Annotated in this window: 23 protein-coding genes and 1 riboswitch; of the genes, 14 read left to right on the top strand and 9 right to left on the bottom strand. The window is 73.8% G+C overall.

All coding sequences use genetic code 11. From position 1 onward, the window contains the following. Window positions 1-9: 9 nt before the first annotated feature. Both pheS and pheT read left to right on the top strand, forming a co-directional pair. Window positions 10-1119: a phenylalanine--tRNA ligase subunit alpha gene (gene pheS / locus BS75_RS35680; RefSeq protein ID WP_034091169.1), complete on the top strand. Its 1110-nt coding sequence runs from the start codon at window positions 10-12 to the stop codon at window positions 1117-1119. Continuing rightward, a complete protein-coding gene (pheT, locus tag BS75_RS35685; protein WP_034091170.1) occupies window positions 1119-3641 on the top strand; it encodes a phenylalanine--tRNA ligase subunit beta in 2523 nt (840 codons plus the stop codon). Before pheS ends, pheT begins: the two co-directional genes overlap by 1 nt. 110 nt (window positions 3642-3751) lie before the next feature. Here pheT and BS75_RS35690 read toward each other — a convergent pair whose 3' ends face one another. Both BS75_RS35690 and BS75_RS35695 read right to left on the bottom strand, forming a co-directional pair. Further along, window positions 3752-4165, bottom strand: coding sequence for an ArsR/SmtB family transcription factor (locus tag BS75_RS35690; RefSeq protein WP_081982971.1), 414 nt, complete (start codon window positions 4163-4165; stop codon window positions 3752-3754). Between the two features lie 43 nt (window positions 4166-4208). Continuing rightward, window positions 4209-5015 carry a methyltransferase domain-containing protein gene (locus BS75_RS35695; RefSeq protein WP_052070134.1) on the bottom strand — a complete coding sequence of 269 codons (807 nt, stop codon included), beginning with the start codon at window positions 5013-5015 and terminating at the stop codon, window positions 4209-4211. Window positions 5016-5026: 11 nt separating this feature from the next. Further along, window positions 5027-5106, bottom strand: a riboswitch (ZMP/ZTP riboswitch). Between the two features lie 132 nt (window positions 5107-5238). Between BS75_RS35695 and BS75_RS35700 the strand changes: the two genes are divergently transcribed. Then, entirely contained in the window at window positions 5239-6090 is an 852-nt protein-coding gene (locus BS75_RS35700; protein WP_034091171.1) for a HipA family kinase, read from the top strand. 75 nt (window positions 6091-6165) lie between these two features. Here the strand turns inward: BS75_RS35700 and BS75_RS49640 are convergent, their stop codons facing one another. Both BS75_RS49640 and BS75_RS35710 read right to left on the bottom strand, forming a co-directional pair. Beyond that, window positions 6166-7314, bottom strand: a complete 1149-nt coding sequence (locus tag BS75_RS49640; protein WP_034091172.1) for a hypothetical protein — start codon at window positions 7312-7314, stop codon at window positions 6166-6168. A gap of 188 nt (window positions 7315-7502) precedes the next feature. Continuing rightward, window positions 7503-8420 carry a S41 family peptidase gene (locus BS75_RS35710; protein WP_034091173.1) on the bottom strand — a complete coding sequence of 306 codons (918 nt, stop codon included), beginning with the start codon at window positions 8418-8420 and terminating at the stop codon, window positions 7503-7505. A 57-nt stretch (window positions 8421-8477) separates the two neighbouring features. Here BS75_RS35710 and BS75_RS35715 point away from each other — a divergent pair, with 57 nt between their 5' ends. The 5 genes from BS75_RS35715 (at window position 8478) to hemC (ending at window position 15316) form a co-directional block, all read left to right on the top strand. Next, window positions 8478-9035, top strand: a complete 558-nt coding sequence (locus BS75_RS35715; protein ID WP_042437144.1) for an ArsR/SmtB family transcription factor — start codon at window positions 8478-8480, stop codon at window positions 9033-9035. Window positions 9036-9281: 246 nt separating this feature from the next. Continuing rightward, on the top strand, window positions 9282-12962 hold the full coding sequence (locus tag BS75_RS35720) for a DNA polymerase III subunit alpha (protein WP_034091174.1): 3681 nt from the start codon (window positions 9282-9284) through the stop codon (window positions 12960-12962). Then, window positions 12959-14029, top strand: coding sequence for a DNA polymerase Y family protein (locus tag BS75_RS35725; protein ID WP_081982973.1), 1071 nt, complete (start codon window positions 12959-12961; stop codon window positions 14027-14029). The genes BS75_RS35720 and BS75_RS35725 overlap by 4 nt, the downstream gene beginning before the upstream one ends. A gap of 65 nt (window positions 14030-14094) precedes the next feature. Then, window positions 14095-14310 (top strand): hypothetical protein, encoded by a 216-nt coding sequence (locus BS75_RS35730; protein WP_034091175.1) that lies wholly within the window; start codon window positions 14095-14097, stop codon window positions 14308-14310. Between the two features lie 70 nt (window positions 14311-14380). After that, complete coding sequence (gene hemC / locus BS75_RS35735; RefSeq protein ID WP_034091176.1) at window positions 14381-15316, top strand: hydroxymethylbilane synthase; 936 nt, start codon at window positions 14381-14383, stop codon at window positions 15314-15316. Window positions 15317-15357: 41 nt separating this feature from the next. On the opposite strand, the gene BS75_RS35740 is transcribed toward hemC, so the two are convergent. Next, a complete protein-coding gene (locus tag BS75_RS35740) occupies window positions 15358-15891 on the bottom strand; it encodes a hypothetical protein (protein ID WP_063771410.1) in 534 nt (177 codons plus the stop codon). Between the two features lie 77 nt (window positions 15892-15968). Between BS75_RS35740 and BS75_RS35745 the strand changes: the two genes are divergently transcribed. Both BS75_RS35745 and BS75_RS35750 read left to right on the top strand, forming a co-directional pair. Next, the gene (locus tag BS75_RS35745; protein WP_034091177.1) at window positions 15969-16160 is read left to right on the top strand and encodes a DUF6011 domain-containing protein; all 192 of its coding nucleotides are present in this window, start codon (window positions 15969-15971) and stop codon (window positions 16158-16160) included. Window positions 16161-16240: 80 nt separating this feature from the next. Next, entirely contained in the window at window positions 16241-16468 is a 228-nt protein-coding gene (locus tag BS75_RS35750; RefSeq protein WP_034094462.1) for a hypothetical protein, read from the top strand. A gap of 42 nt (window positions 16469-16510) precedes the next feature. Here the strand turns inward: BS75_RS35750 and BS75_RS35755 are convergent, their stop codons facing one another. Next, window positions 16511-18085 (bottom strand): TROVE domain-containing protein, encoded by a 1575-nt coding sequence (locus BS75_RS35755; RefSeq protein WP_034091178.1) that lies wholly within the window; start codon window positions 18083-18085, stop codon window positions 16511-16513. Window positions 18086-18610: 525 nt separating this feature from the next. Here BS75_RS35755 and BS75_RS35760 point away from each other — a divergent pair. Next, window positions 18611-18880, top strand: coding sequence for a hypothetical protein (locus BS75_RS35760; protein ID WP_034091179.1), 270 nt, complete (start codon window positions 18611-18613; stop codon window positions 18878-18880). Between the two features lie 10 nt (window positions 18881-18890). Then, window positions 18891-19433, top strand: coding sequence for a GNAT family N-acetyltransferase (locus tag BS75_RS35765; RefSeq protein ID WP_052070136.1), 543 nt, complete (start codon window positions 18891-18893; stop codon window positions 19431-19433). Between the two features lie 23 nt (window positions 19434-19456). Here BS75_RS35765 and BS75_RS35770 read toward each other — a convergent pair whose 3' ends face one another. After that, window positions 19457-19780, bottom strand: coding sequence for a nuclear transport factor 2 family protein (locus BS75_RS35770; protein ID WP_034091180.1), 324 nt, complete (start codon window positions 19778-19780; stop codon window positions 19457-19459). Between the two features lie 50 nt (window positions 19781-19830). Next, window positions 19831-20154, bottom strand: a complete 324-nt coding sequence (cutA, locus tag BS75_RS35775) for a divalent-cation tolerance protein CutA (protein WP_034091181.1) — start codon at window positions 20152-20154, stop codon at window positions 19831-19833. Window positions 20155-20332: 178 nt separating this feature from the next. Between cutA and BS75_RS48800 the strand changes: the two genes are divergently transcribed. Further along, window positions 20333-20473 carry a hypothetical protein gene (locus BS75_RS48800; protein WP_156164325.1) on the top strand — a complete coding sequence of 47 codons (141 nt, stop codon included), beginning with the start codon at window positions 20333-20335 and terminating at the stop codon, window positions 20471-20473. A 21-nt stretch (window positions 20474-20494) separates the two neighbouring features. On the opposite strand, the gene BS75_RS35780 is transcribed toward BS75_RS48800, so the two are convergent. Beyond that, window positions 20495-21352 carry a 3-hydroxybutyryl-CoA dehydrogenase gene (locus tag BS75_RS35780; protein WP_034091182.1) on the bottom strand — a complete coding sequence of 286 codons (858 nt, stop codon included), beginning with the start codon at window positions 21350-21352 and terminating at the stop codon, window positions 20495-20497. A 130-nt stretch (window positions 21353-21482) separates the two neighbouring features. Between BS75_RS35780 and BS75_RS35785 the strand changes: the two genes are divergently transcribed. Continuing rightward, complete coding sequence (locus BS75_RS35785; RefSeq protein WP_034091183.1) at window positions 21483-22310, top strand: SDR family NAD(P)-dependent oxidoreductase; 828 nt, start codon at window positions 21483-21485, stop codon at window positions 22308-22310. Window positions 22311-22342: the final 32 nt, after the last annotated feature.

Raw genomic sequence — 22342 nt, forward strand, 5'->3', positions numbered from 1 at the left:
AAGAGAGAGATGTCCGCACCGAACAAGTCCTACGACCCGGTCGAGGTTGAGGCGTTGAAGCCCGAGGAGATCGAGCGCCTGCGCGACGAGGCCCTCGCGGCCTTCGCCGCCGCCGGCGACCTCGCCGCGCTGCAGGAGGCCAAGGTCGCCCACAGCGGCGACCGCTCCCCGCTGGCGCTGGCGAACCGCGAGATCGGCGCGCTGCCGCCGCAGGCCAAGGCCGAGGCCGGGAAGCGCGTCGGCGCCGCCCGAGGCGCCGTCAACAAGGCCTTCGCGGCCCGGCTGGTCGAGCTGGAGGCCGAGCGCGACGCCCGGGTCCTGGTCGAGGAGGCCGTGGACGTCACGCTGCCCTACGACCGCGCCCCGCGCGGCGGCCGGCACCCGCTGACCACGCTCTCCGAGCGCCTTGCCGACATCTTCACGGCCATGGGCTACGCCGTCGCCGAGGGCCCCGAGGTCGAGGCCGAGTGGCTCAACTTCGACGCCCTGAACATGGGCCCGGACCACCCCGCGCGCTCCACCCAGGACACCTTCTTCCTGCAGGACGCGGACTCTGTCGTGCTCCGCACCCACACCTCCGGCGTGCAGATCCGCACCATGCTGGCCAGCGCCGAGCCGCCGGTCTACGCGATCTGCCCCGGCCGGGTGTTCCGCTCCGACGAGCTGGACGCCACCCACACCCCGGTGTTCAACCAGATCGAACTGATCGCCGTGGACGAGGGCCTGACCATGGCCGACCTCAAGGGCACGCTCGACCACATGGTCGTCTCGCTCTTCGGCGAGGGCATGACCACCCGGCTGCGCCCCAACTACTTCCCCTTCACCGAGCCGTCCGCCGAGATGGACATGGTGTGCTTCAACTGCCGCGGCGAGTCCGTCGGCAACCCCGACCGGCCCTGCCGCACCTGCTCCTCCGAGGGCTGGATCGAGCTCGGCGGCTGCGGCATGGTCAACCCGCGGGTGCTCATCGCCTGCGGCATCGACCCCAACAAGTACAGCGGCTTCGCCTTCGGCTTCGGCATCGAGCGGCTGCTGATGTTCCGGCACAACGTCGAGGACATGCGAGACATCGTGGAGGGTGACGTCCGCTTCACCCTTCCGTTCGGGATGGAGATCTGATGCGCGTCCCGCTTTCCTGGCTGCGGGAGTACGTCGACCTGCCCGCCGGCACCACCGGCCGCGACCTGGCCGAGAAGCTGGTCCGGGCCGGCCTGGAGGTCGAGACCGTCGAGCAGCTCGGCGGCGACCTCAAGGGCCCGCTGGTGGTCGGCAAGGTCCTCGCGATCGAGGAGCTCACCGGCTTCAAGAAGCCGATCCGCTACTGCCAGGTCGACGTCGGCGACGCGAACGGCACCGGCGAGCCGCAGAACATCGTCTGCGGCGCCCGGAACTTCGCGGTCGGCGACAAGGTCGTCGTGGTGCTCCCCGGCGCGGTCCTGCCCGGACCGTTCCCGATCGCCGCGCGCGCCACCTACGGCCACACCTCCGAGGGCATGATCTGCTCGGCCCGCGAGCTGGGCATGGGCGACGACCACGACGGCATCATCGTGCTGCCGCCGGAGTTCGAGCCCGGCACCGATGCCATCGAGCTGCTGCAGCTGGTCGACGAGGTGCTGGACATCGCCGTCACCGCCGACCGCGGCTACTGCCTGTCGGTGCGCGGCGTCGCCCGCGAGGCCGCCATCGCCTACGGCCTGCCGCTCAGCGACCCGGCGCTGCTGGACACCCCGGCGCCCAACTCCTACGGCCCGCCCGTCGTGGTGCAGGACCCGGCCGGCTGCGACCGCTTCACCGCGCGCAGCGTGATCGGGCTCGACCCCGGCGCGCTGTCCCCGATCTGGATGCAGCGACGCATCCAGAAGGCCGGGATGCGGCCGATCTCGCTGACCGTCGACATCACCAACTACGTGATGCTGGAGCTCGGCCAGCCACTGCACGCCTACGACCGCAGCCGGATCGACGGCGCGATCACGGTCCGCCGCGCCCAGCCCGGCGAGAAGCTCACCACCCTGGACGACGTGGTCCGCACCCTCGACCCCGAGGACCTGCTGATCTGCGACAACTCCGGCCCGATCGGCATCGCCGGGGTGATGGGCGGTGAGGGCACCGAGATCGCCGCCCCGGTGTTCGACCCCGAGACCGGTCTGGCGAGCGGCACCACCGAGGTCGTCATCGAGGCCGCGCACTTCGCGCCGGTCTCCATCGCCCGCACCGCGCGCCGGCACAAGCTGCCCTCCGAGGCGGCCAAGCGCTTCGAGCGCGGGGTCGACCCGGAGGCCGGCCGGGCCGCCGCCCAGCGCGCCGTGGACCTGCTGGTCCTGGTCGCCGGCGGCACCGCCGAGGCCGGGGTCACCGAGGTCGTCGCCGAGTACCCGGCGCACACCATCGCCATCGCCGCCGACCACCCCGACCGGGTCGCCGGTCAGGAGTACGGCCGCGAGACCGTGGTCCGCCGGCTGCAGGAGGTCGGCTGCACCGTCGAGGGCGGCGACGTCCTGGTGGTCACCCCGCCGAGCTGGCGGCCCGACCTGACCGACCCCAACGACCTGGCGGAGGAGGTCATCCGGCTGGAGGGCTACGCCGAGCTGCCCTCCACCCTGCCCAGCGTCCCGGCCGGACGCGGGCTGACCGAGGCGCAGCGGCTGCGTCGGCGCACCGGCCTGGCCCTGGCCGGGGCCGGCTACGTCGAGGTGCTGAACTACCCGTTCCTCGGCGAGGCCGCCCTGGACGCCCTCGGCCTGGACGCGGACGACCCGCGCCGCGCCACCGTCGAGCTCGCCAACCCGATCTCGGACGAGGAGCCGGCGCTGCGCACCACGCTGCTGCCGGGCCTGCTGGCGGCGCTGCGCCGGAACACCGGCCGGGGGACGACCGACGTGGCGCTGTTCGAGCAGGGCCTGGTCTTCCGGACCGACGGGACCGACCGTGCGTCGCTGTTCCACGCCCCGCGGCTGCCGGTCGACCGCCGTCCCACGGACGAGGAGATCGCGCAGCTGAACGCGGCGCTGCCGCGTCAGCCGCACCGGGTCGCCACCGTCCTGGCCGGCCACCGCGAGCCGGAGGGCTGGTGGGGCAAGGGCCGCCCGGCGACCTGGGCCGACGCGGTCGAGTCGGCCCGCACGGTGGCCGAGGCCGCCGGGGTCGAGCTGACCGTCCGCCAGGCGCAGTACGCGCCCTGGCACCCGGGCCGCTGCGCCGCGCTGTACGCGGGGGACCGGCTGGTCGGCCACGCCGGCGAGCTGCACCCGCGCGTGGTCAAGGCGCTGCACCTGCCGGAGCGCACCTGCGCGATGGAGCTGGACGTCGACCTGCTCACCCAGGACGGTCCCCGCAAGGTCGAGGGCCCGAAGATCTCCGGGTTCCCGGTCGCCACCCAGGACGTCGCCCTGGTCGTGGCCGAGGACGTCCCGGCCGCCGAGGTCGAGGCGGCGCTGCGGGCCGGCGCCGGTCCGCTGCTGGAGTCGATCCGGCTGTTCGACGTCTACACCGGTGAGCAGCTGGGCGCGGGCCGCAAGTCCCTCGCCTACGCGCTGCGCTTCCGGGCGGCCGACCGCACGCTGACGGCGGACGAGGCGAGCGGGGCCCGTACGGCCGCGATCGCCGAGGCCGTGGCCCGTACCGGGGCCGCGCTGCGCGGCTGAGCCGCGCCGGACGACCGCGAAGGCCCGCCCCCCTCTCCGGAGGGGGGCGGGCCTTCGCGCTGTTCAGGGCCGCTGTCGTCGCAGGGCCGCTGTCGGTTCCGGCTGCCGTCTCACGCCCGCAGGTGGTTGACGTGGTAGACGGCCTGGTCGAGCAGTTCCGCGACATGGTGGTCGTAGAGGTCGTAGACCACCGAGCGGCCCCGGCGCTCGCCCACGACCAGGTCGAGGTTGCGCAGCAGCCGCAGCTGGTGCGAGCAGGCGGACTGCTCCATGGCCACGGCCGTGGCCAGTTCGTTCGCCGCGCAGGGGCCCTCGCGCAGCCGGGCCAGGATCAGCAGCCGGGAGGGCGTGGCCAGGGCCTGCATGGTCGCGGCGACCTTGGCGGCGTTGCCGGCGTCCAGCCGCGCGGGCGGGACGCTGTGGGCGGGGGCGTCGTGGATCGAGGTGTCGCGGACCGGGGTGTCGCGGACCGGGGCGTCGCCGTCGGGTGCTCGGTCAGGCGCGGTGGTCGTCTCGGGGCCCATACCCGTCATCATACAAGAGACACTTGGACAAATGAAGGACTGTTCATGTGTTCCTGTGTTGCGCCCGCTGCGCCCAGGCCATGACGGAACGATTCAACGTGGCGTGGAAGCCGCCGCCGTCGGACAGCCGCTGCTGCTCCAGCAGCCAGCCCTCGGCCCGCTGCTGACCGATCGCCCGCTCGGCGACCGCACGTTCGGCCGCCCGGCGCAGCGAGATCACCAGGTCGAGCTCGGTCAGCGACGCGTACACCGCGAGCTCCACCTCGATCCGGACGTCCACGAAGCCGGCAGCGTTCAGCAGCCGTCGCAGCCGCCGCCCCATGTCCCGCTGGGCGATGCCCGCGCCCACCCGGGCGCCGACCGCCGCGGCGGTCTCCGGGTCGGCCGAGTCGACCGTGAACGAGGCCCAGTCCGGCTCGGAGACGGCGATCCGGCCGCCGTCCGGCCGCAGCACCCGGTGCACCTCGGCGAGCACGGCGGCCGGGTCGGCGACATGCTGCAGCACCCGTTCGATCCGGCAGACGTCGAACGCGCCGTCCCGGAACGGCAGCCGCGCGCCGTCGGCCTGCGCCAGCCGGCACTCCAGGTCCTGGTCGGTCAGCCGGGCCCGGCTGGCCTGGAGCATCACCGCGCTGATGTCGACGCCGACCGCGGTCAGCCCGTCCTCCTCCAGCTGCGCCAGCTCGTGCCCCGCGCCGCAGCCCAGGTCGAGCACCCGCTCGCCGGGGCGCAGGCCGAGGCCCTCGCGCAGCCGGGCCCTCGGCCCGGCCAGCCCGCGCTGGGCGCGCTCCAGGTACTGGACCAGCCCCTGCGGGCGGGTGCTGCGGTCCACGTCGGAGAAGGTGCTCATGGCGGCTCCCGGGCGGGCGCCCAGGCGGTCGGCTCCCGCGAGGCTGCTTCCCGATGGTCTCTTCCATCCCGGTCCCGCCAGTCGCGTCGGTCGGCATTCTGCCGTACGGCCGGTCGGCCGCGCAGCCGCTCGGGGAACGGGAGCGGAGCGCCTCGTTTGTTAGGGTTCCTGCGGGCGTGATCGGGATCACGAAGGTGGTCGTGATCGGGAGGAGGACGGGGCGATGGCGGGACTGGCCGAGGTCACGGCGCTGCACTACCTGGTGCCGCTGCGTGCGGGCGGATCCGTGCCCGGGGTGGTCGAGACCGACGACCTGGGCACCTACGTCGTGAAGTTCACCGGCTCCGCGCAGGGACGCAAGGCGCTGGTGGCGGAGGTGATCGTCGGTGAGCTCGCCCGGCGGCTGGGGCTGCGCTTCCCCGACCTGGTGCTGGTCCACTTCGACCCGGAGGTGGCGAGCGCCGAGCCGGACCCCGAGGTCCAGGACATCCTCCGGGCCAGCGGCGGGCTCAACCTCGGCATGGACTACCTGCCGGGCGCGACCGACTTCACCCCTGAGTCGCTGACGGTGTCGTCGGCCGAGGCCGGCCGGGTGGTCTGGTTCGACGCCCTGGTCGGCAACGTCGACCGGACCGTGCACAGTCCCAACCTGATGGTCTGGCACGGGAAGCTCTGGCTGATCGACCACGGCGCGGCGCTGATCTTCCATCACCGCTGGTCGGGCGCGGAGGAGTCGGTGGCCAAGCCCTATCCGATGAGCGCCCACGCGCTGGGCGGCTTCGCCCCCGACGTCACGGCGGCGGACGCCGCGCTGGCCCCGCTGGTCACCCCGGAGCTCCTGCGCGAGGTGGTCGCGCTGGTCCCGGACGAGTGGCTGGTGGACGAGCCGGGATTCGACTCGCCGGAGCAGCTGCGCGAGGCCTATGTCGCCCACCTCGCCGCCCGCGCGGCCGGCTCCGCGACCTGGCTGCCGGAGGGCTTCGCCACTCCGGAGCAGCTCGCCCGGGCGGAGGCCGAACGCCAGGCGGCGACCCGCGCGGGCCGCCCGCCCTGGCTGCAGTACGTCCGGGGCTGAGCGGCCCGGGGCCGGTGCTGTGGGGTTCCGGCGTAGGTGGGGTGCCGGCGTAGGTGGGGTGCCGGTGTCGTGCCGTCAGTGCCGACGGCGGTCGCGGCGGCCGAAGCCGATCGCGGCGGTGATGGCGAGACCGCCGGCGAGCAGGGCCAGGGCGGCGGCCAGCACCGGCTCCAGGCTCGTCCCGGTGGGGGCGAGCGGTCCGCCGGAGCCCGAGGGCGAGGGCGAGGGCTCCGGCGGGGCGCCCGAGGAGTCGGTCGGGTGCGGGGTGGGGGTCCGGCTGTCGCTGGGTGAGGGCGAGGGTGAAGGGCTGGGGCTCTTGCTCTCGCTGGGGCTCGGGCTGGGACTGGGGCTGGGGCTCGGACTGGGGGAGCTCGACGAAGGGCTGGGGGAGGGCGTGATCGTCCTTTCGCAGTGGGCCTCGACCTCGCCGAGCCGGATGTCGGTGATCGGTCCGTCGTAGACCTCCTCGCCGGCCGGGTTCCGGAGGACCCCGGTGGCGACGATGTCGATCCAGGCGCGGGCCGTGTACACGCCGGGGGTCTGCCCGCCGCCGGCGGGCTCCTCGTGACGGGTGAACCGGACGGTGACGGTGTTGTTCGGGCCCAGGGTGGTCGGCTCGCCCAGCTCGGCCCCGGTCACGGTGAGGGTGGTGGTGCCGAGCGAGACGGGGTGGCCGAGGACGGCGATCAAGTTGGCCGCGGTCCGGGCGTAGGCCAGCGCGTAGGGGCCCACCGGCGGCGGGGTGCACTCGGCGTAGGTGTCCAGGGTGGCGACCGACCCCGAGGGCGGCAGGATGCTCACGAACTGGGCGTTGCCGATCCGCAGCGTCATCCCCGAGTTCTGGGACTGGGCGTAGACCTTGGCGCTGGTGTTGGAGGTGCGGCTGGTCTGGGCGCCGTCGATGGTGACGTAGGTGAGCACGTGGTCCGGGTCGGAGAAATCCCCGTTGTCGTCGGGGGCGTCGACGACATCGGACTCGGCGGTCCCGTAGGTCCCCTGGAACCCGACGGTCTTCAGCGCCGGGATGTCCGTGACCTGAAGCTGGATCAGTTTGGCGCTGGCGTACTGGCCGACGGCCGCCTCCGCTCCGTCGAGGCCGGCCAGCGACACCGCCAGGGCGGCCGCGACCGCGGCCGTCGCCGCGGCCAGCAGGGCGGCACGCGGGTGGCGGGGCGGGAGCGGGGCCGGGCGTACGACGGATCGACGGATGTGCTCTGCGGGCATTCGTGCAGTACAGGGCGGTGGCATCGGTGGCTGGGCCGAGCTGGCCCGGTCCGCCCTGGGACCCTCCTCCGGCTCGGCAGAGTATCCGTGTTGATCATGATGTATGACCCGTCGCGGCGGGACACGCGGCGGCATGCCCCGGATGGCCGTCCGCCCCTGGCTGCCCCTGGCTGCTGGGCCGGGGCCCGCTAGGCCGGAGGCTGCTCGGCGAGGGCCTTCTCGGCCAGGACGCGGGCGCGGTCGAGCGCCTCGGACGCGGGGCAGAGGACGTCCGGCAGGATGCCGGCGCCCTCCCAGTTGGTGCCGGAGACGGGGTTGACGGCGCGGCCGACCGGGATGGTGGCCTCCAGGTGCGGGTGCACGGTCCAGCCCTCGCGCGGGTGCGCGCCGCCGCCGGTCCGCTCGCCGACGACCACGGCCCGGCCGAGCTGCTGCAGGTCGTAGGTCAGCTCCTCGGCCCCGGAGAAGGTGCGGCTGCTGGTCAGGATGTAGAGCGGCTTGTCGGCGCCGTAGCGCGGGCCCGGGACGTACGGCAGGGTCCAGGACTGCTCCCGGCGCTCGTTCTCGCGCCAGTGCATGGTGTTGAGGTGGGTGCGCTCGTCGAACAGGTGGCTGCAGATGAAGGCGACGGTCTCCGGGTCGCCGCCCAGGTTCGCGCGGAGGTCGATGATCAGGGCCCGGGCCCGGGAGACCAGGGTGAGCGCGGCGCCGACCGGCTCGGCCGCCCACTCCAGCGGGAACAGGGTCGGCGCCAGCGTCAGCACGGCCGGGCCGTCGTCCAGCAGTTCCAGCTTGGGCACCCCGCCCAGCGAGGCGTCGAAGTCCCGGCGCATCCCCGCGAGCGCGGCGGCGCCCTGCTCCGGCGGCACCTGGATGGCGTGGTACTTCAGCCGGAGGTGCCGGTCGGCGTTGACGGACTGCAGGTCGGCGGTGACCAGCCGGCCCAACTCCTCGGCGCTGTCCACGTCGTAGCCGCCCTCGGCGAGGCGTCGGCGGAGCAGCTCGGCGAGCTGCTCGGCCACCTCGGGGAAGACGTAGTTCTCGGTGAGCAGTCGGGCGGTCTCTTCGACGATGGGGGCGGGGTGGAACTCTTCGGATGTCGTCATGAGTGAGAGTGAAGCACTGTGCTTGCGAAAGCGTCAAGAAAGTTAGACACTTGATCCATGGCCGATGAGCACCCTTCCGCCCCGCCCCTGCCCGCGCTGCCCCCCGCGCCGTCGGAGGAGGTCCAGCGGATTGACTCGCCCGAGCAGTACGCGGCGCTGGCCCATCCGCTGCGGCAGCGGCTGCTCTTCGTGCTGGGGCTCCAGTCGGCCACGATCAGCCAGCTCGCGGCGCAGCTCGACGCGAAGAAGGGCAATGTGGCCCACCACCTCAAGGTGCTGCGCGAGGCCGGGCTGGTCCATGTCGCCGAGACCCGGCAGGTCCGCGGCGGCACCGAGCAGTACTACCGGCGCTCGGCCCGCCGGATGATCGTCGCCGACCCGCAGGCGGCCGGCACCGCCGCGATGCTGGGCGCGGTCGCCCAGGAGCTGGACCGCTCGCCCCGCGAGCACAGCCTGGTCCTGCGCCACCTGCGGCTCGGGCCGGAGAAGGCCCGGCAGCTCGCCGAGCTCCTGACCCGACTGGTCGACGAGGCCGAGGAGGACGGCGAGGACCAGCCGGTCCACGGCGTGCTGGTGACGGTCTACCAGCAGTCGCCGCCGGAGGAGCGGGCCTAGCCTGCCCCGGAGGGTGTCGGCGGGGTCGTCCCCGGGCACCGCCTCCTGCGGCCCGGCCCGGCCCGGCTCCGCGCCGACCGCCCGCCGACCACCTGTCCCGCCGCCCGGATCCCCCGGGGCGCCGCCTGCCACCTGCAACGGCTGTTCGATTTTCCGTTCGATCAAACGTTCGAACATGGCCTATGGTGGAAGGGCGACCCGAGGGACGGGCCGGGGGAGGGGCAGGGTGAGCAGCGGGAGGAGCACGTGGTGTTTACCCACCTCCATGTGGCTTCCGGCTACTCCGCCCGCTACGGCGCGAGCCTGCCGCAGGAGCTGGCCCGGCGTGCCGCCGAGCGCGGTCTCGACGCGCTCGCACTGACCGACCGGGACACCGTCGCCGGGGTCGTCCGCTTCGCCAAGGCTTGCGCGGAGGCCGGGATCCGGCCGCTGTTCGGGGTGGACCTCGCCGTGCCCGAGTACGCCGGCTCCGGGTACGCGTCCGAACGCCGGGACCGGTCGGCCGAGCCGTCCGAGCCGGCCGTGCGGCGCCGTTCCCCGGCTCGGGGCGGGGCGTTCGTCGACGAGTCGGCCCCGCGTGCCCTGCTGCTGGCGCGCGACCGGGCCGGCTGGGCCGCGCTCTGCGGAGCCGTCACCGCCGCGCACGCCGGCCCCGGTCCGGCCGCGCTCGACTGGCCCGACCTGGCCCGCGCCGCTTCGGGCGCCACCGCTTCGAACACCGCTGCTCCGGGCGCCATCGCTTCGAACGCTGCCGCTTCGAACGCTGCCGCTTCGAACACCGCTGCGGGCGGTGCGGGCGCGGGGCTCTACGTCCTGCTCGGGCCCGGGTCGGAGGTCGGCCGGGCGCTGGCCGCCGGGCGTCCGGACCGGGCCGCGCGGCTGCTCCGGCCCTGGCGCGAGCTGTTCGGCGCGGCGCTGCGGCTGGAGGTCGTGCACCACGCCCGTCCGGGCACCGGCCCCGGCAGCCTGCGGCTCGCCGCGCGGACGCTCGGCTTCGCCGCCGAGCAGGGCGTCGCCGCCGTGCTCAGCAACGACGTCCGCTACGCCGACCCCGGCCGGGGTCGGATCGCCGACGTGCTGGACGCCGCCCGGCTGCTGGTGCCGATCGACGTGCGCCGGTCGACGGCGCTGGACGGCGGCGAGCGCTGGCTCAAGGACGGGACCGACATGGCCAGGCTCGCCGAGCAGGTCGCCGAGGCCGCGGGCCAGGGCCGCGACGGCGGACGCCGGCTGCTGGCGGCGACCGCCGCCGTGGCCGAGGGCTGTCGGCTCGACCCTGCCGACGACCTGGGGATCGGCCGGGTCCATTTCCCCGAGCCGGACCAGGTCGGCGCGGGCCACCGGGGCGCCGACCGGGTGCTCCGCTCGCGCGTCACCGCCGCGATGGTGGTGCGCGGGCACCACCGGGAGCGCCGCTACTGGGACCGGCTGGAGCAGGAGCTGGGCACCATCGCCCGGCTCGGCTACGCCGGTTACTTCCTGACGGTCGCTCAGGTGGTGGACGACGCACGGGCGCTGGGCATCCGGGTCGCGGCGCGCGGTTCGGCGGCCGGTTCGCTGGCGGTCCACCTGCTGGGGATCGCCGCCGCCGACCCGGTCGAGCACGGGCTGATCATGGAGCGCTTCCTGTCCGAGCGCCGGGCCGCGCTGCCCGACATCGACATCGACGTGGAGTCCGCGCGCCGGCTGGAGGTCTACCGGGCGGTCTTCGACCGCTTCGGCGCGGAGCGGACCGCGACCCTGGCCATGCCCGAGACCTACCGGGTCCGCCACGCCGTCCGCGACGTCGGTGCGGCCCTGGGCCTGGACCCGCAGACCGTCGACCGGCTGGCCAAGGCGTTCCCGCACATCCGGGCCCGCGACGCCCGCGCCGCACTGTCCGAGCTGCCGGAGCTGCGGGCGGTCGCCGCCGAGGACCACGGACCGCTGTGGGAGCTGGTCGAGGGCCTGGACGGGCTCAGCCGGGGCACCGCCATGCACCCCTGCGGCGTGATCATCTCCGATGCCACGCTGCTGTACCGCACCCCGGTCGTCCCCACGCCGGGCGAGGGCTTCGCCATGTCCCAGTTCGACAAGGAGGACGTGGAGGACCTCGGCCTGCTGAAGCTGGACGTCCTGGGCGTGCGGATGCAGTCCGCGATGGCCCACAGCGTCGCCGAGATCACCCGCGCCACCGGCGAGGAGCTGGACCTGGACGACCGGGCGCAGGTGCCGATGGACGACCCGGCCGTGTTCGAGCTGATCCGCTCGGCCGAGACCCTGGGCTGCTTCCAGGTCGAGTCGCCCGGCCAGCGCGACCTGGTCGGCCGGCTCCAGCCGCAGACCTTCCACGACCTGGTGGTGGACATCAGCCTGTTCCGTCCCGGGCCGGTCTCCGCCGACATGGTCCGGCCCTTCATCGAGGCCCGCCACGGCCGGAGCCCCGCCCACTACCCGCACCCCGACCTGGAGGAGGCCCTGCGCGAGACCTACGGCGTCGTCGTCTTCCACGAGCAGGTCATCGAGATCCTGCACGTCATGACCGGCTGCGACCGGGACGAGGCGGACGAGATGCGGCGCGCCCTGTCCAACCCCGACCGGCAGGGGCGGGTCCGGGCCTGGTTCGGCGAGCGGGCCCGCGAGCGCGGCTACGGTCCCGAGGTGCTGCGCCGGACCTGGGAGATCCTGGCCGCGTTCGGCGCCTACGGCTTCTGCAAGGCGCATGCGACCGCCTTCGCCGTGCCGACCTACCAGTCGGCCTGGCTGAAGGCGCACCGCGCCGCCGCCTTCTACGCCGGCGTGCTCACCCACGACCCCGGCATGTACCCGAAGCGACTGCTGCTCGCCGACGCCCGGCGACGCGGGGTTCCGGTGCTGCCGCTGGACGCGAACAGGTCGGCTGCCGATTTCAGAATCGAACTGGTGTCTGGATTGTGGGGGGTGCGGGTCGCCTTCTCCGAGGTCCAGGGCATCACCGAGGACGAGATCGCCCGCCTCACCGCCGGCCAGCCCTACACCTCGCTGCCCGACCTGTGGCAGCGCGCCCGCCCCTCCCGTCCGCTCGCCGAACGCCTGGTCCAGGTCGGCGCGCTGGACGCGCTGGCCGGCCGGGCGCACCGCCGTGACCTGCTGCTCCAGCTCACCGAGCTGCACCACCAGGACCGGGCCAGGGCCAGGGCCGGGGCGGCCGACGGCCAACTGCCGCTGCTCGGGGCCGCGACCGGCGACGCCGGGCACCCCCGCCCCAGCGGCCTGCCCGACCTCGACGCCGACGCCCGCCTCGGCGCGGAACTCGACATCCTCGGCCTGGACACCAGCCGCCACCTGATGACCAGCCACCACGCCTTCCTGGCCGAACTCGGCGTCACCCCGGCCGGCCGCCTCCGCAGCCTGCGGAACGGCGCCGGCGTCCTGGTCGCCGGGATCAAGGCCGCGACCCAGACGCCCCCGATCCGCTCCGGCCGCCGGGTCATCTTCACCACCCTCGACGACGGCAGCAGCGCCGGCCTGGTCGACCTCGCCTTCTTCGAGGACAGCCACGACCGCTGCGCCGCCACCGTCTTCCACAACGGGCTGCTGCTGGTCCGCGGCACCCTCCAGCGGCGCGGACCGCAGAGCCTCAGCGTGGTCGGCACCGCCGCCTGGAGCCTCGCCGAACTCGCCGAACTGCGCCGCACCGGCGGCCTGGCGGCCGTCGCCGCCCGCCTCGCCGAGGACGAGCGCGGACCCGAGCGAGGATCCGAGCGCGGACCCGAGCGCGGAGCCCGGACGCCGGGCGGGGGAGTGACCGGGGAAGCGGACCAGGGACGGGGACCGCTGCCGGAGAGCCGGCGGATCCACCTCGCCACCGGCTACGAGCTGCACCCCTGGGCCGACCTCCAGCCGCCCGGCCGCCGGACGGCCGACAGCCGTCGGCTGTGGCACTCCAGCCCGGGGAGCGCCGGATGAGCACCCCGAAACCCGCACGGCCCCGGCAGCCGCCGAAAGCGCCGGGCGCCTCGGCGCCTTCGGTCGCAGCAGCGCCCCCGCACGTCCTGTACCTGCACCTGCACGACCCCGCCGGGCGCGGTCGGCTGCTCGGGGCGGAGCCCTACGGCCGTGCGCTGGAACTGCTGCGCGGCATCACCCCCGCCGTCGAGCCGCTGCCGCCGGACGCCGCGCTGCTGGACGTGCGCGGCTCGCTGCGCTACTTCGACCTCGACGCCGCCGGGATCGCCCAGCTGGTCCGGGTCCGGGTGCTGGCCAACCTCGCCCTGGACTGCACCGTCGGCGTCGCCGCCAACCCGCTGCTGGCCCGGATGGCCGCCCACGGGGGACCGCCCGGCGCGGTGCGGGTCCTCGACGGGGACCGGGAGGTCGCCGCGTTCCTGGCCCCCTGTCCGCTGCTCGCGCTCCCCGGGGTCGGCCCGGCCACCGCCCGCAGCCTGGCCGGCTACGGCCTGCACACCGTCGGGGCGCTCGCCGCCACCCCGCTCGCCACCGTCCAGCGCATCCTCGGCGCGAGCGCCGGCCGACGGCTGCACGAACGCGCCCACGGCCTCGACCCGACCCCGGTCACGCCCGGCACCCCCAGCCGCTCCCTCGCCGCCGACCAGGACTTCGACCGGGACGAACTCGATCCGGAGCTCCACCGCCGGGCGCTGCGCGGCCTGGTCGAGGACCTCGGAGCCCGGCTGCGCACCCAGCGGCAGGCCGCAGGCGCGCTGACGCTCACCGTCCGCTACGCCGACCGCTCCACCACCGTCCGCAGCCGGACCCTGGCCGAGGCCACCGCCCACGGCGCGGCCCTGACGGCCTGCGCCTACCGGCTCTACGACGCGCTCGGCCTGCAGCGCGCCCGCGTGCGCGCCGTCACCCTGCGCGCGGAGGGCGTCCGCCCGGCGGAGCACACCACCCACCAGCTGACCTTCGACCCGGGCGACCACCGGGCCCGCCGGGTCGAGGACGTCACCGACCGCGCCCGCGCCCGCTACGGCGAGGACGCCCTGCGGCCCGCCGTCCTGCTGACCGCCTGAGTCGTTGCGGCAGGGGCTGTTGCCGCCGGGAGGCGCGCCCGGGCACGTCGTTGCACGCTGGAGGCATGAGCAGCACAGTTCCCGTCGTGGTCGGTCCGCTGGTGGCCGCCGATCCGCCCTACCGCCGGGTGGTGATCAACGGCCACGAGGCCGGCCGCGCCCACCAGCCGGCGGACGTCGACGAATTCTGCCGCCGGGCGGGCCTGGTCGACGCCGACCTGGACGACCCGGCGGTGGTGTCCTGGGACGGCGGCGGCCCGGAGGACTGGAGCCTGAGCTGAGGAGTACCACAACGGGGACCGTGCGCAGGGCGATGTCCGACAGTTCTATCTGACGGCCTATCATCCCCTCATGGCTCCCTCGCAACTGATCCGCATCGTCTCCCGCTCCTCGCCGATGGCACTGGCCCAGGTCGCCCGGGTCCAGGCCGAGCTGGCCGCCCTGCACCCCGGCATCACCACCGAGGTCGTGCCCGTCACGACCTCGGGTGACCGCTGGATGGGTGACCTGTCGCAGCTCGGTGGGAAGGGCGCGTTCACCAAGGAGGTCGACGCCGCGCTGCTCGCCGGGGAGGCCGACCTGGCCGTGCACTGCATCAAGGACGTCCCCGCCGACCGCCCGCTGCCCGCCGGTACGGTCTTCGCGGCGTTCCTGGCCCGCGACGACATCCGCGACGCGCTGATCCACCCGGACGGTCTCACCCTCGACCAGCTGCCCGAGGGGACCCGGATCGGGACCTCCTCGGTCCGCCGGATCGCCCAACTCGCGGTCTCCCACCCGCACCTGGACTGCGTGCCGATGCGCGGCAACGCCAACCGCCGGCTGGAGAAGCTCGCCGCCGGGGAGGCCGACGCGCTGCTGCTCGCCGTCTCCGGGATGGAGCGGATCGGGATGACCGGGCGGATCAGCGACATCCTGCCGGTGGAGACCATGTGCCCGCCGATCGGGGCCGGCGTCCTGGGCCTCCAGTGCCGCGAGGACGACGCCGCGACGATCGAGGCGGTCACCGGTCTCGGCGACGCCGACACCTGGCGCGAGACCACGGCGGAGCGGATGTTCCTCCACGTGCTCCAGGGCCACTGCAACTCGCCGATCGCCGGCTTCGCCAAGGCGGAGCGGGACGGCCGGCTGTCGCTGCGGGCACGGGTCTTCTCGCCGGACGGCAAGACCGTGCTGGACGCCCACGAGTGGGCCGGTCCGCTGGACCCGGCGACGCTGGGCACCTCGGTCGCGGTGGCGCTGCTGCGCCAGGGCGCGCGCGAGCTGATCGACACCATCCCGCACTGAGCCCGCGGAGGGCGGGGGCGGGGCAGCGGCCGACCCCGCCCTCAGCTCTTCCGGGGCGAACCGTTCAGCCCGCTGCGGAGCGCCGTCCGGCTCCGTCGGCTGCGCGCCAGCCGCTGCAGCATCGGGAGCGCGGCGAAGGCGGTGCCGCCGAGGGAGACCAGGCCGATGCCGAGGTCGAGCGACAGTCGGCCCTGCCGGCTCCAGTAGACGTCCTTCAGATCGAGCAGCAGCGCGAACTCGTCGACGATCAGCGCCAGGCCGACGCCGTAGCTGAGGGCGACCCCCGGATGCCGCCGGGTCCCGTCCGGCCCGTGCACCGCGACCGCGCCCACCCCGGTGAGCAGCCCGATGCCCCACATGTAGTGGTGCAGGTGCGCGTTGCCGACGCTGAGGTTCCGGAAAGGCCCCTTGCCCTCGCGGATGCTGTAGGTGATCACCCGAACCGTGGCGAAGGTTCCGGTGAACCCGGCCCAGGACATCAGCGCGGCCCGCTCCCGGGGCCCGAGCTCCTCCAGGTAGGCGGTGTGGACGTCCTGGATGCTCGGCGCGATCGCAACCGGCGAATGATTGCTCATGACTCCAAACTAGACCGAACCGGACCCGGCTGCCGAGGGCTCGTGCTGCCCGCACCGCTTCGGGCAGACTGCTGCCCATGGTCACTCAGCTGCCGCTACTGCTCGCCGAACCCGACGCCGCCGAGGTGCGGACGGTGCGCTGCCGCTCCTGCCACCGCCCGCTGCGGTCACCGGAGGCACGGGCGCACGGCCAGGGCGAGGGCTGCCGCGAGGAGGAGTACGCCGCCCGCCGCTTCGAGGTCGAGCAGGACCGCCTCCCCGGGCTGTGACCGCGGCCGCGCACCCGTCACTGGCCCGAACGGCTCCGCTCCGGCTGCGCGGGCCGGGGGCCGACAGCAGCGTGGAGTCCATGAGAGAGAGCTACCGCCTGGTCGTCCACCCGCCCGAGCTCGATGAGCGCCCGCCCTGGCGCCGGGTCGAGATCCGCGGCGTCATCGTCGGGAAGGCCTACCAACTGGCCGATGTCGTGGAGTTCGCCCGCCGGGCCGGCCTGGAGGAGATCGACCTCGCCAACGACCTCACCGTGCGCTGGGAGGGCGGCGGGCCCGGCTACTGGGGCGGCGACACCGGGCGCTGACCTGCGCCTGTCCCCTCCGGCGGAGGAGGGGACGGACGCGGGTCAGGCAGCGCGCTGCTCCCACGGCCAGACGGCGTCGGCCCCGGCCTCCAGCAGCGGGACCAGCCGGAAGGCCGCGTCGGTCAGTCCGCCGAAGGTGTGCCGGTTCCGTCCGCCGGACGGGCCGTGGCCGGGCCGGTAGCCCGCGAGGTTCCAGGTGTACACCGGGACGTGCTCCGGGACCTGGGCGGTCGGGGCGCCGTGACGGCTCGGCGCGTACTGCTCGTCGGTGACGATCAGCACCCGGTCGTGGCCGCGGTAGTGCTCCCGCACGGCCCCGGTGGTGTCGGTGCCGCCGAGGTTGCCGAACCGCTCCAGCACCTTGAGCACGGACTCGCCCGGGCGGAGCACGACCGGGTGGCTGCCGGTGCCGAACTGGACCAGGTCGGCCCGCTCGGCCCGGAGCGCGACCGCCGCCCCGAAGATCGCCGCACTGTCGGCGCGGTTCAGCTTGGTCTGCTGGCTGACCCCGCCGAACATGGAACCGGACCGGTCGACGAGCACCAGCGTCCGTCCCGGCAGCGCCGGGACGTTCCCCAGCGAGTGGCCGAGCGCCTGCTCCAGCGCCCAGGCCCAGCGCAGCGAGGGGGCGTGCCGGTAGGCGGCGAGGAACCGGAAGGGGAACTGCCGGGACCGCTCGACCTCCTCCTGCTGCGACAGCCGCTCGGCGACGGCTGCGGCGGTCCCGTCCGCGACACCGGCCTCGTCGAAGTTCCGCAGGTTCCGCAGCCGCGCCATGTACCCCATGGACGGGATCACGGCCTCCCAGGCCTGCGCGTCCATCGGGCCCTGGAGCCAGCCTGCCAGCGCCTCCCAGGTGACACCGGCGTCCGCCAGCCGCTGCACGCCCTGTGCCGATGCCAGCACGGCGCGGCGCTCCTCGACCGGCAGGTCGAACAGCTCCTCGCGGGAGCGGACGGTCCGCAGCCCCTCGGGGGCCGGGTTGCCGCGCTGGTGGCGGCGGTCGATGGCGTGCTTGAACAGCTCGTGCTGGTAGGGCGCGGCGGGACGGGCGTGGACCAGTTCGAGGACGTCGCCGAAGCGGTAGCCCTTGGAGCCGGTGTCGTACTTCAGCAGGCTGCGCTCGGTGTAGAGGCGGCCGACGGCGTCGGCGATGCCGCGCTTCACCGGCTTGGGCAGGCTCCGACCGTAGCGCGAGGTCCAGTAGGCGAGCAGCTCGCCGGGCTCGTCGGCACGCTGCAGCACGGAGCCGACGACCTGTCGGGACAGGCCGGGCAGCCCGGCGTCCAGCCGCGCCCGGGCGAACTCGGCCGCGCCGACCAGCGAGGCGGTACGCATGTTGCCGTCGCCGCGCAGCCACGCGAGCAGGCCGGCGGTCCAGGCCGGGTCCTCGACGGCGAGGCTGCGGACGAGCCGGGTGAAGCGGTCGTCGCGCTGTCCGCCGCGTTCGTAGTAGGTGTCCTGGCCGACGAGGTTGGCCACGGCGAGGAGGAACAGCTCGCTCCTGGCGTCGCGGAGGAACCCCGCGCCGCCTTCGAAGGTGGCCGTGGTCTGCCCGGTCGAGGTCACCGGCGAGGTACCGGCGGGCGCGGCGGTACGGGTGTTGAAACGAGACATGAGGTTCCCCCCTCACCTGGAGGGACGACATGCGGTGGGGTGCCCGAGATCAGGAGTCGGCGGCGGGCTTGTGTCTGCTGCTCTGTCCGCTGAGCTACCGGCCTCCCTGAGGGCAGCCGGGTGGGAGTCGAACCCACGACCTACAGATCCGGAGAAGTATCCGCTGCCTGCGCACCGGGCACCCCCCTGCATGTCCTCCCGAGATCAATGGTGGTCCGAGGCGGTGACTTCTAGCAGAAGCAGCCCCGAACGTTCGCACCGGGAGGTGCAGTTGAAGTTGTGCGTCCAGAGGTCGCGATCGTGGTCGGCGGCGAAAAACGAAACGCGTGCTGCTTACACCACCGCTGACAGGCTGCCAGCGGCCGGGATTCGCACCCGGACAACGTCTACCGGAAGAAGTATCCGCAGCCTGCGCACCTGGACGAAGCTCACGCTACCGACCCGGGCGGCGCGGTCGCACATGGTTTTCGCGCAGGGTTCCGGAAAGGCGTTGCCCGCGACCGGACCTGCCGTGATGCTGGGTCAGTGCCGGGACAGCAGAAGCGCAAACGACAGGAGCAGCAGCGACGGCAGCGGGCTGCGGCCCGTTTTGCCCCCGGGACCGGTGAGTGGGAGGTGCTCTTCGAGACGCAGGACGAGCGGGAGTGGCGCACCTACATCCGCCGCCTTCGGGAGCCCGGTCAGCAGATCGACCTGGAGTCGCTCAGGCTCGATGCCCTCTGCCGTCGCCCGCCGCAACCGTCCACCTTCCGTCTGAGTCGGTTCGTGCCGAATGCGGGGGAGCGGGCGGAATAGACTCGTCGGCATGCTGGTGGACGGTGAGTTGGACGGTCGGCGGTTCCGGATCCGGGACCTGGAACCGAGTGACGAGGCCGGCGCGCTCGCGCTGTTCGAGGCGTCGGAGGACTGGTTCACCGCGGCCTTCGGCCAGCCGGCCATGCCCGGTGACGTCCAGAGCCTCTACTACAGCCTGCCCGAAGGCGCGGCGTACGAGGACAAGGTGCTGCTGGTGGTCGAGGCCGACGATCGGATCGTCGGCCTGGTGGACGCCGTGCGGGAGCATCCCGCCGCCGGCGCGTGCACGGTCGGCCTGTTCCTGGTCCACCCCGACTGCCGCCGTTTCGGCCTCGGCCGGTCGGTGGCCGGGGCGCTGTTCGAGGCGCTGGCGGCGGACGGCGGCACCGAGGTCGTCGCCTCGGTCGCGGAGGGCTGGCAGCCCGGCCTGAGGTTCCTCGAAGCGCTCGGCTTCACCCGGGAGGCCGCGCGCGAGGCCGCGCACGCCAACCGGAACCCCGGCCCCGGCGAACGCCCCACCCTCCGCGCCCGGCTGGCCATCGCGACCCGCTAGCGGGCTCCGCACCGGGCCGGCGGTCAGCGGAGGAAGTCGACCCGGTCGATCAGGCCGTCGCGGACCCGGTAGGCGACCAGTACGCGGAGGGGTTCGTCGGTGATGCCGTGGGCGATCTCGTGGTCCACCACCCAGTCGCCCTCGGTGAGTCGGCCGACGATCTCGGCCCGGCAGCGGCCCTCGGCGAACATGTCGGCGTACGCCTCCCGCACGGCCTCGCGCCCGAGCAGGCGGTCGCTGCGGCGGTTGACGCAGACGTCGGGGGCGTATGTCGCCGCGAAGGCTTCGAGGTCATGGCTGTTGTAGGCGGTCAGCTGGCGTTCGACGACGTTCTCCGGAGTGGTCACCGGTTGATCATGCAGAAGGTTTCCCCGCCCGTCCAGGGAGGTCCCGCAGGTCAGCGAGGTGCGGTCGCGGCGTCCAGCCAGCCCAGGTACTCGGCGCTGCCGCGCGGAATGTCGGCGGAGATGATCTCCGGGGTGTCGTAGCTGTGGACGCGCTTGATGAGTGCTTCGAGGTCGGCGTACTTCTCGGCGGGCAGCTTGTAGCTGATGCGCCACTCCGACCCCTCCTGGACCGCGCCGTCCCACCAGTACACGGAGCGGACCGGCCCGTCGATCTGGGCGCAGGCGGCAATCCGGGCCTCGACTGCGGCGCGGGCCAGTTCGGCGGCGCCCTCGGCGGTGTCGGTCGTCGTCAGCACGATGATGTGCCCGGCCATGGTCCCTCCCGGGTTCGGCGTGCCCCGAGGCTACCGGCCCTGGCAGCCAGTGGTCGCGAACGCCGTTAGCAGGAGCCCCGGCGGGACCGCCGCTGAACGGCCTACGCCCGCTCGCGTCGACGGCTGCCGACTGATCCACTGCCCGGAGGAGCCACCCCGTACCAGCCTGGAGTCTGCGATGTCAGCATGGCCGGTCTCACTGATCTTCGTCGCCGCCGCGCTGCTCTTCGCGTACACGGTCTTCCACGGTGGAGGCGGCACACCTTTCCCGCCCTTTCCCGTCCCGACCACCACCGGCGTCCCGCCCTTCTCGCACTGACGGGCCGCCGGCGGCCGGCTGTCAGTACTGGTAGAAGCCCCGGCCGGACTTGCGGCCGAGGAGGCCGGCGTCGACCATCCGCTGGAGCAGCGGCGGAGCGGCGTACAGCGGCTCCTTGTACTCGTGGTACATCGAGTCGGCGATGGAGACGATGGTGTCCAGGCCGATCAGGTCGCACAGTCGCAGCGGGCCCATCGGGTGGGCGCAGCCTGCCTCCATGCCCTTGTCGATGTCCTCGGCCGTCGCCACGCCGGTCTCGAACATCCGGACGGCCGAGAGCAGGTAGGGCACCAGCAGGGCGTTGACCACGAAGCCGGCCCGGTCGCGGGCGCGGATCGGGTCCTTACCCAGCACCTCGCGGGTGAAGGTCTCGGCGCGGGCGACGGTGTCGGCCGAGGTGGTGAGCGTCGGGATGATCTCGACCAGCTTCTGCACCGGGGCCGGGTTGAAGAAGTGGACGCCGAGGACCTGCTCGGGGCGGGTGGTCGCCGAGGCCAGCTTCACGATCGGGATGGAGGAGGTGTTGGACGCCAGGATGGCGTCGCGCCGCTCCACGACCTGGTCCAGCTTCTGGAAGATCGCGGTCTTGATGTCCTCGCGCTCCGCGACCGCCTCGATGACCAGGTCGCGGTCGGCGAAGTCGGCGAGGTCGGTGGTGAAGGAGATCCGGGCCAGGGCGGCGTCCCGGTCGGGCTCGGTCAGCTTGCCGCGCCGCACCGCGGTGTCCAGGGAGCCGGTCAGCCGGGTCCGGCCGAGCTCCAGCGCCTCGCCGCTCGCCTCGGACACCCTGACGTCCAGGCCGGCCCGGGCGAAGACCTCCGCGATGCCCGACCCCATCAGGCCGCAGCCGACGACCCCTACCCGCGCGATGTCGTTCACTTGTCTATCGTCCTTCGTCCCATGGCCACGAGGTGCGCGGCCGCCGCCCCGACGTTACCTCCCCCGGCTCACCCGTTGGTAAGCGCGTGTCCTGGGACCGAACGGTTGAGCGCGGATCAACAATGGCCCCATGACCATGCGAACGCTGGAAGGGCAGGTGGCCCTGGTCACCGGGGCCGGTCGGGGTATCGGGCGGGAGATCGCACTCGGCCTGGCCGAGGAGGGGATGAACCTCGGCGTGCTGGGACGCCATCGGGAGACGCTGACCGACACTCTGCGGGCCTGCGTGCGGCACGGGGTGCGCTGCGTCGCGCTCTCCGCCGACGTCGCGCACCCCGGTGCGGTGCGGGAGGCGGTCCGCAGCGTCGAACGGGACCTGGGCCCGGTCGACCTGCTGATCAACAATGCCGGACAGGTCGACCGGGCCGAGGTCCCGATGTGGGAGGCCGACCCCACCCAGTGGTGGTCGGTGGTGGAGACCAACCTGCGCGGCCCCTTCAACCTGATGCGCTCGGTGCTGCCGGGCATGGTGCAGCGCCAGCGCGGCCGGGTGGTGAACCTGAACTCCGGGATGGCGCTGCGCCCCGAGTACCGCTACTCCGCCTACGCGACGTCCAAGGCCGCGCTGCTGCGGCTGAGCGACAACATCGCCGGGCCGCTGCGCCCGCACGGGGTGACCGTGCTGGACATCAGTCCCGGCGCGGTGGCCACCGACATGACGGCCGGGATGCCGATGTTCGCGGACATGGTCAACTGGGGCAGCATTCCCTACCTGGTGTCGACGGTGAAGGACGCCGCCCGGGGCCGGCTGGACCTGCTGCACGGGCGCTTCCTGCACCTGGGCCACGACAACATCGGCGAGCTGCTGGAGCAGGCCGGGACGATCGGCGAGCGCGACGCCCGGACGCTGCGGCTGCGGCCCTACGGTGTGGAGGACGTGCTGAGCTCGTACAACTGAACCGCTCCTCGACCCGCCATGGTCGATTGCAT

Source organism: Streptacidiphilus albus JL83 (genome assembly GCF_000744705.1).
GTDB lineage: Bacteria > Actinomycetota > Actinomycetes > Streptomycetales > Streptomycetaceae > Streptacidiphilus > Streptacidiphilus albus.

What these genes read in the sequence shown, in the direction of transcription:
- BS75_RS35740 (WP_063771410.1), bottom strand. Translation starts at nt 15,891, where the DNA reads ATGAGCAATCATTCGCCGGTTGCGATCGCGCCGAGCATCCAGGACGTC.
- BS75_RS35730 (WP_034091175.1), top strand. Translation starts at nt 14,095, where the DNA reads ATGAGCAGCACAGTTCCCGTCGTGGTCGGTCCGCTGGTGGCCGCCGAT.
- BS75_RS35785 (WP_034091183.1), top strand. Translation starts at nt 21,483, where the DNA reads ATGACCATGCGAACGCTGGAAGGGCAGGTGGCCCTGGTCACCGGGGCC.
- BS75_RS49640 (WP_034091172.1), bottom strand. Translation starts at nt 7,314, where the DNA reads ATGCCCGCAGAGCACATCCGTCGATCCGTCGTACGCCCGGCCCCGCTC.
- hemC (WP_034091176.1), top strand. Translation starts at nt 14,381, where the DNA reads ATGGCTCCCTCGCAACTGATCCGCATCGTCTCCCGCTCCTCGCCGATG.
- BS75_RS35700 (WP_034091171.1), top strand. Translation starts at nt 5,239, where the DNA reads ATGGCGGGACTGGCCGAGGTCACGGCGCTGCACTACCTGGTGCCGCTG.
- BS75_RS35750 (WP_034094462.1), top strand. Translation starts at nt 16,241, where the DNA reads ATGAGAGAGAGCTACCGCCTGGTCGTCCACCCGCCCGAGCTCGATGAG.
- BS75_RS35745 (WP_034091177.1), top strand. Translation starts at nt 15,969, where the DNA reads ATGGTCACTCAGCTGCCGCTACTGCTCGCCGAACCCGACGCCGCCGAG.
- BS75_RS35710 (WP_034091173.1), bottom strand. Translation starts at nt 8,420, where the DNA reads ATGACGACATCCGAAGAGTTCCACCCCGCCCCCATCGTCGAAGAGACC.
- pheT (WP_034091170.1), top strand. Translation starts at nt 1,119, where the DNA reads ATGCGCGTCCCGCTTTCCTGGCTGCGGGAGTACGTCGACCTGCCCGCC.
- BS75_RS35690 (WP_081982971.1), bottom strand. Translation starts at nt 4,165, where the DNA reads ATGGGCCCCGAGACGACCACCGCGCCTGACCGAGCACCCGACGGCGAC.
- pheS (WP_034091169.1), top strand. Translation starts at nt 10, where the DNA reads ATGTCCGCACCGAACAAGTCCTACGACCCGGTCGAGGTTGAGGCGTTG.
- BS75_RS48800 (WP_156164325.1), top strand. Translation starts at nt 20,333, where the DNA reads ATGTCAGCATGGCCGGTCTCACTGATCTTCGTCGCCGCCGCGCTGCTC.
- BS75_RS35765 (WP_052070136.1), top strand. Translation starts at nt 18,891, where the DNA reads ATGCTGGTGGACGGTGAGTTGGACGGTCGGCGGTTCCGGATCCGGGAC.
- cutA (WP_034091181.1), bottom strand. Translation starts at nt 20,154, where the DNA reads ATGGCCGGGCACATCATCGTGCTGACGACGACCGACACCGCCGAGGGC.
- BS75_RS35695 (WP_052070134.1), bottom strand. Translation starts at nt 5,015, where the DNA reads ATGAGCACCTTCTCCGACGTGGACCGCAGCACCCGCCCGCAGGGGCTG.
- BS75_RS35755 (WP_034091178.1), bottom strand. Translation starts at nt 18,085, where the DNA reads ATGTCTCGTTTCAACACCCGTACCGCCGCGCCCGCCGGTACCTCGCCG.
- BS75_RS35725 (WP_081982973.1), top strand. Translation starts at nt 12,959, where the DNA reads ATGAGCACCCCGAAACCCGCACGGCCCCGGCAGCCGCCGAAAGCGCCG.
- BS75_RS35715 (WP_042437144.1), top strand. Translation starts at nt 8,478, where the DNA reads ATGGCCGATGAGCACCCTTCCGCCCCGCCCCTGCCCGCGCTGCCCCCC.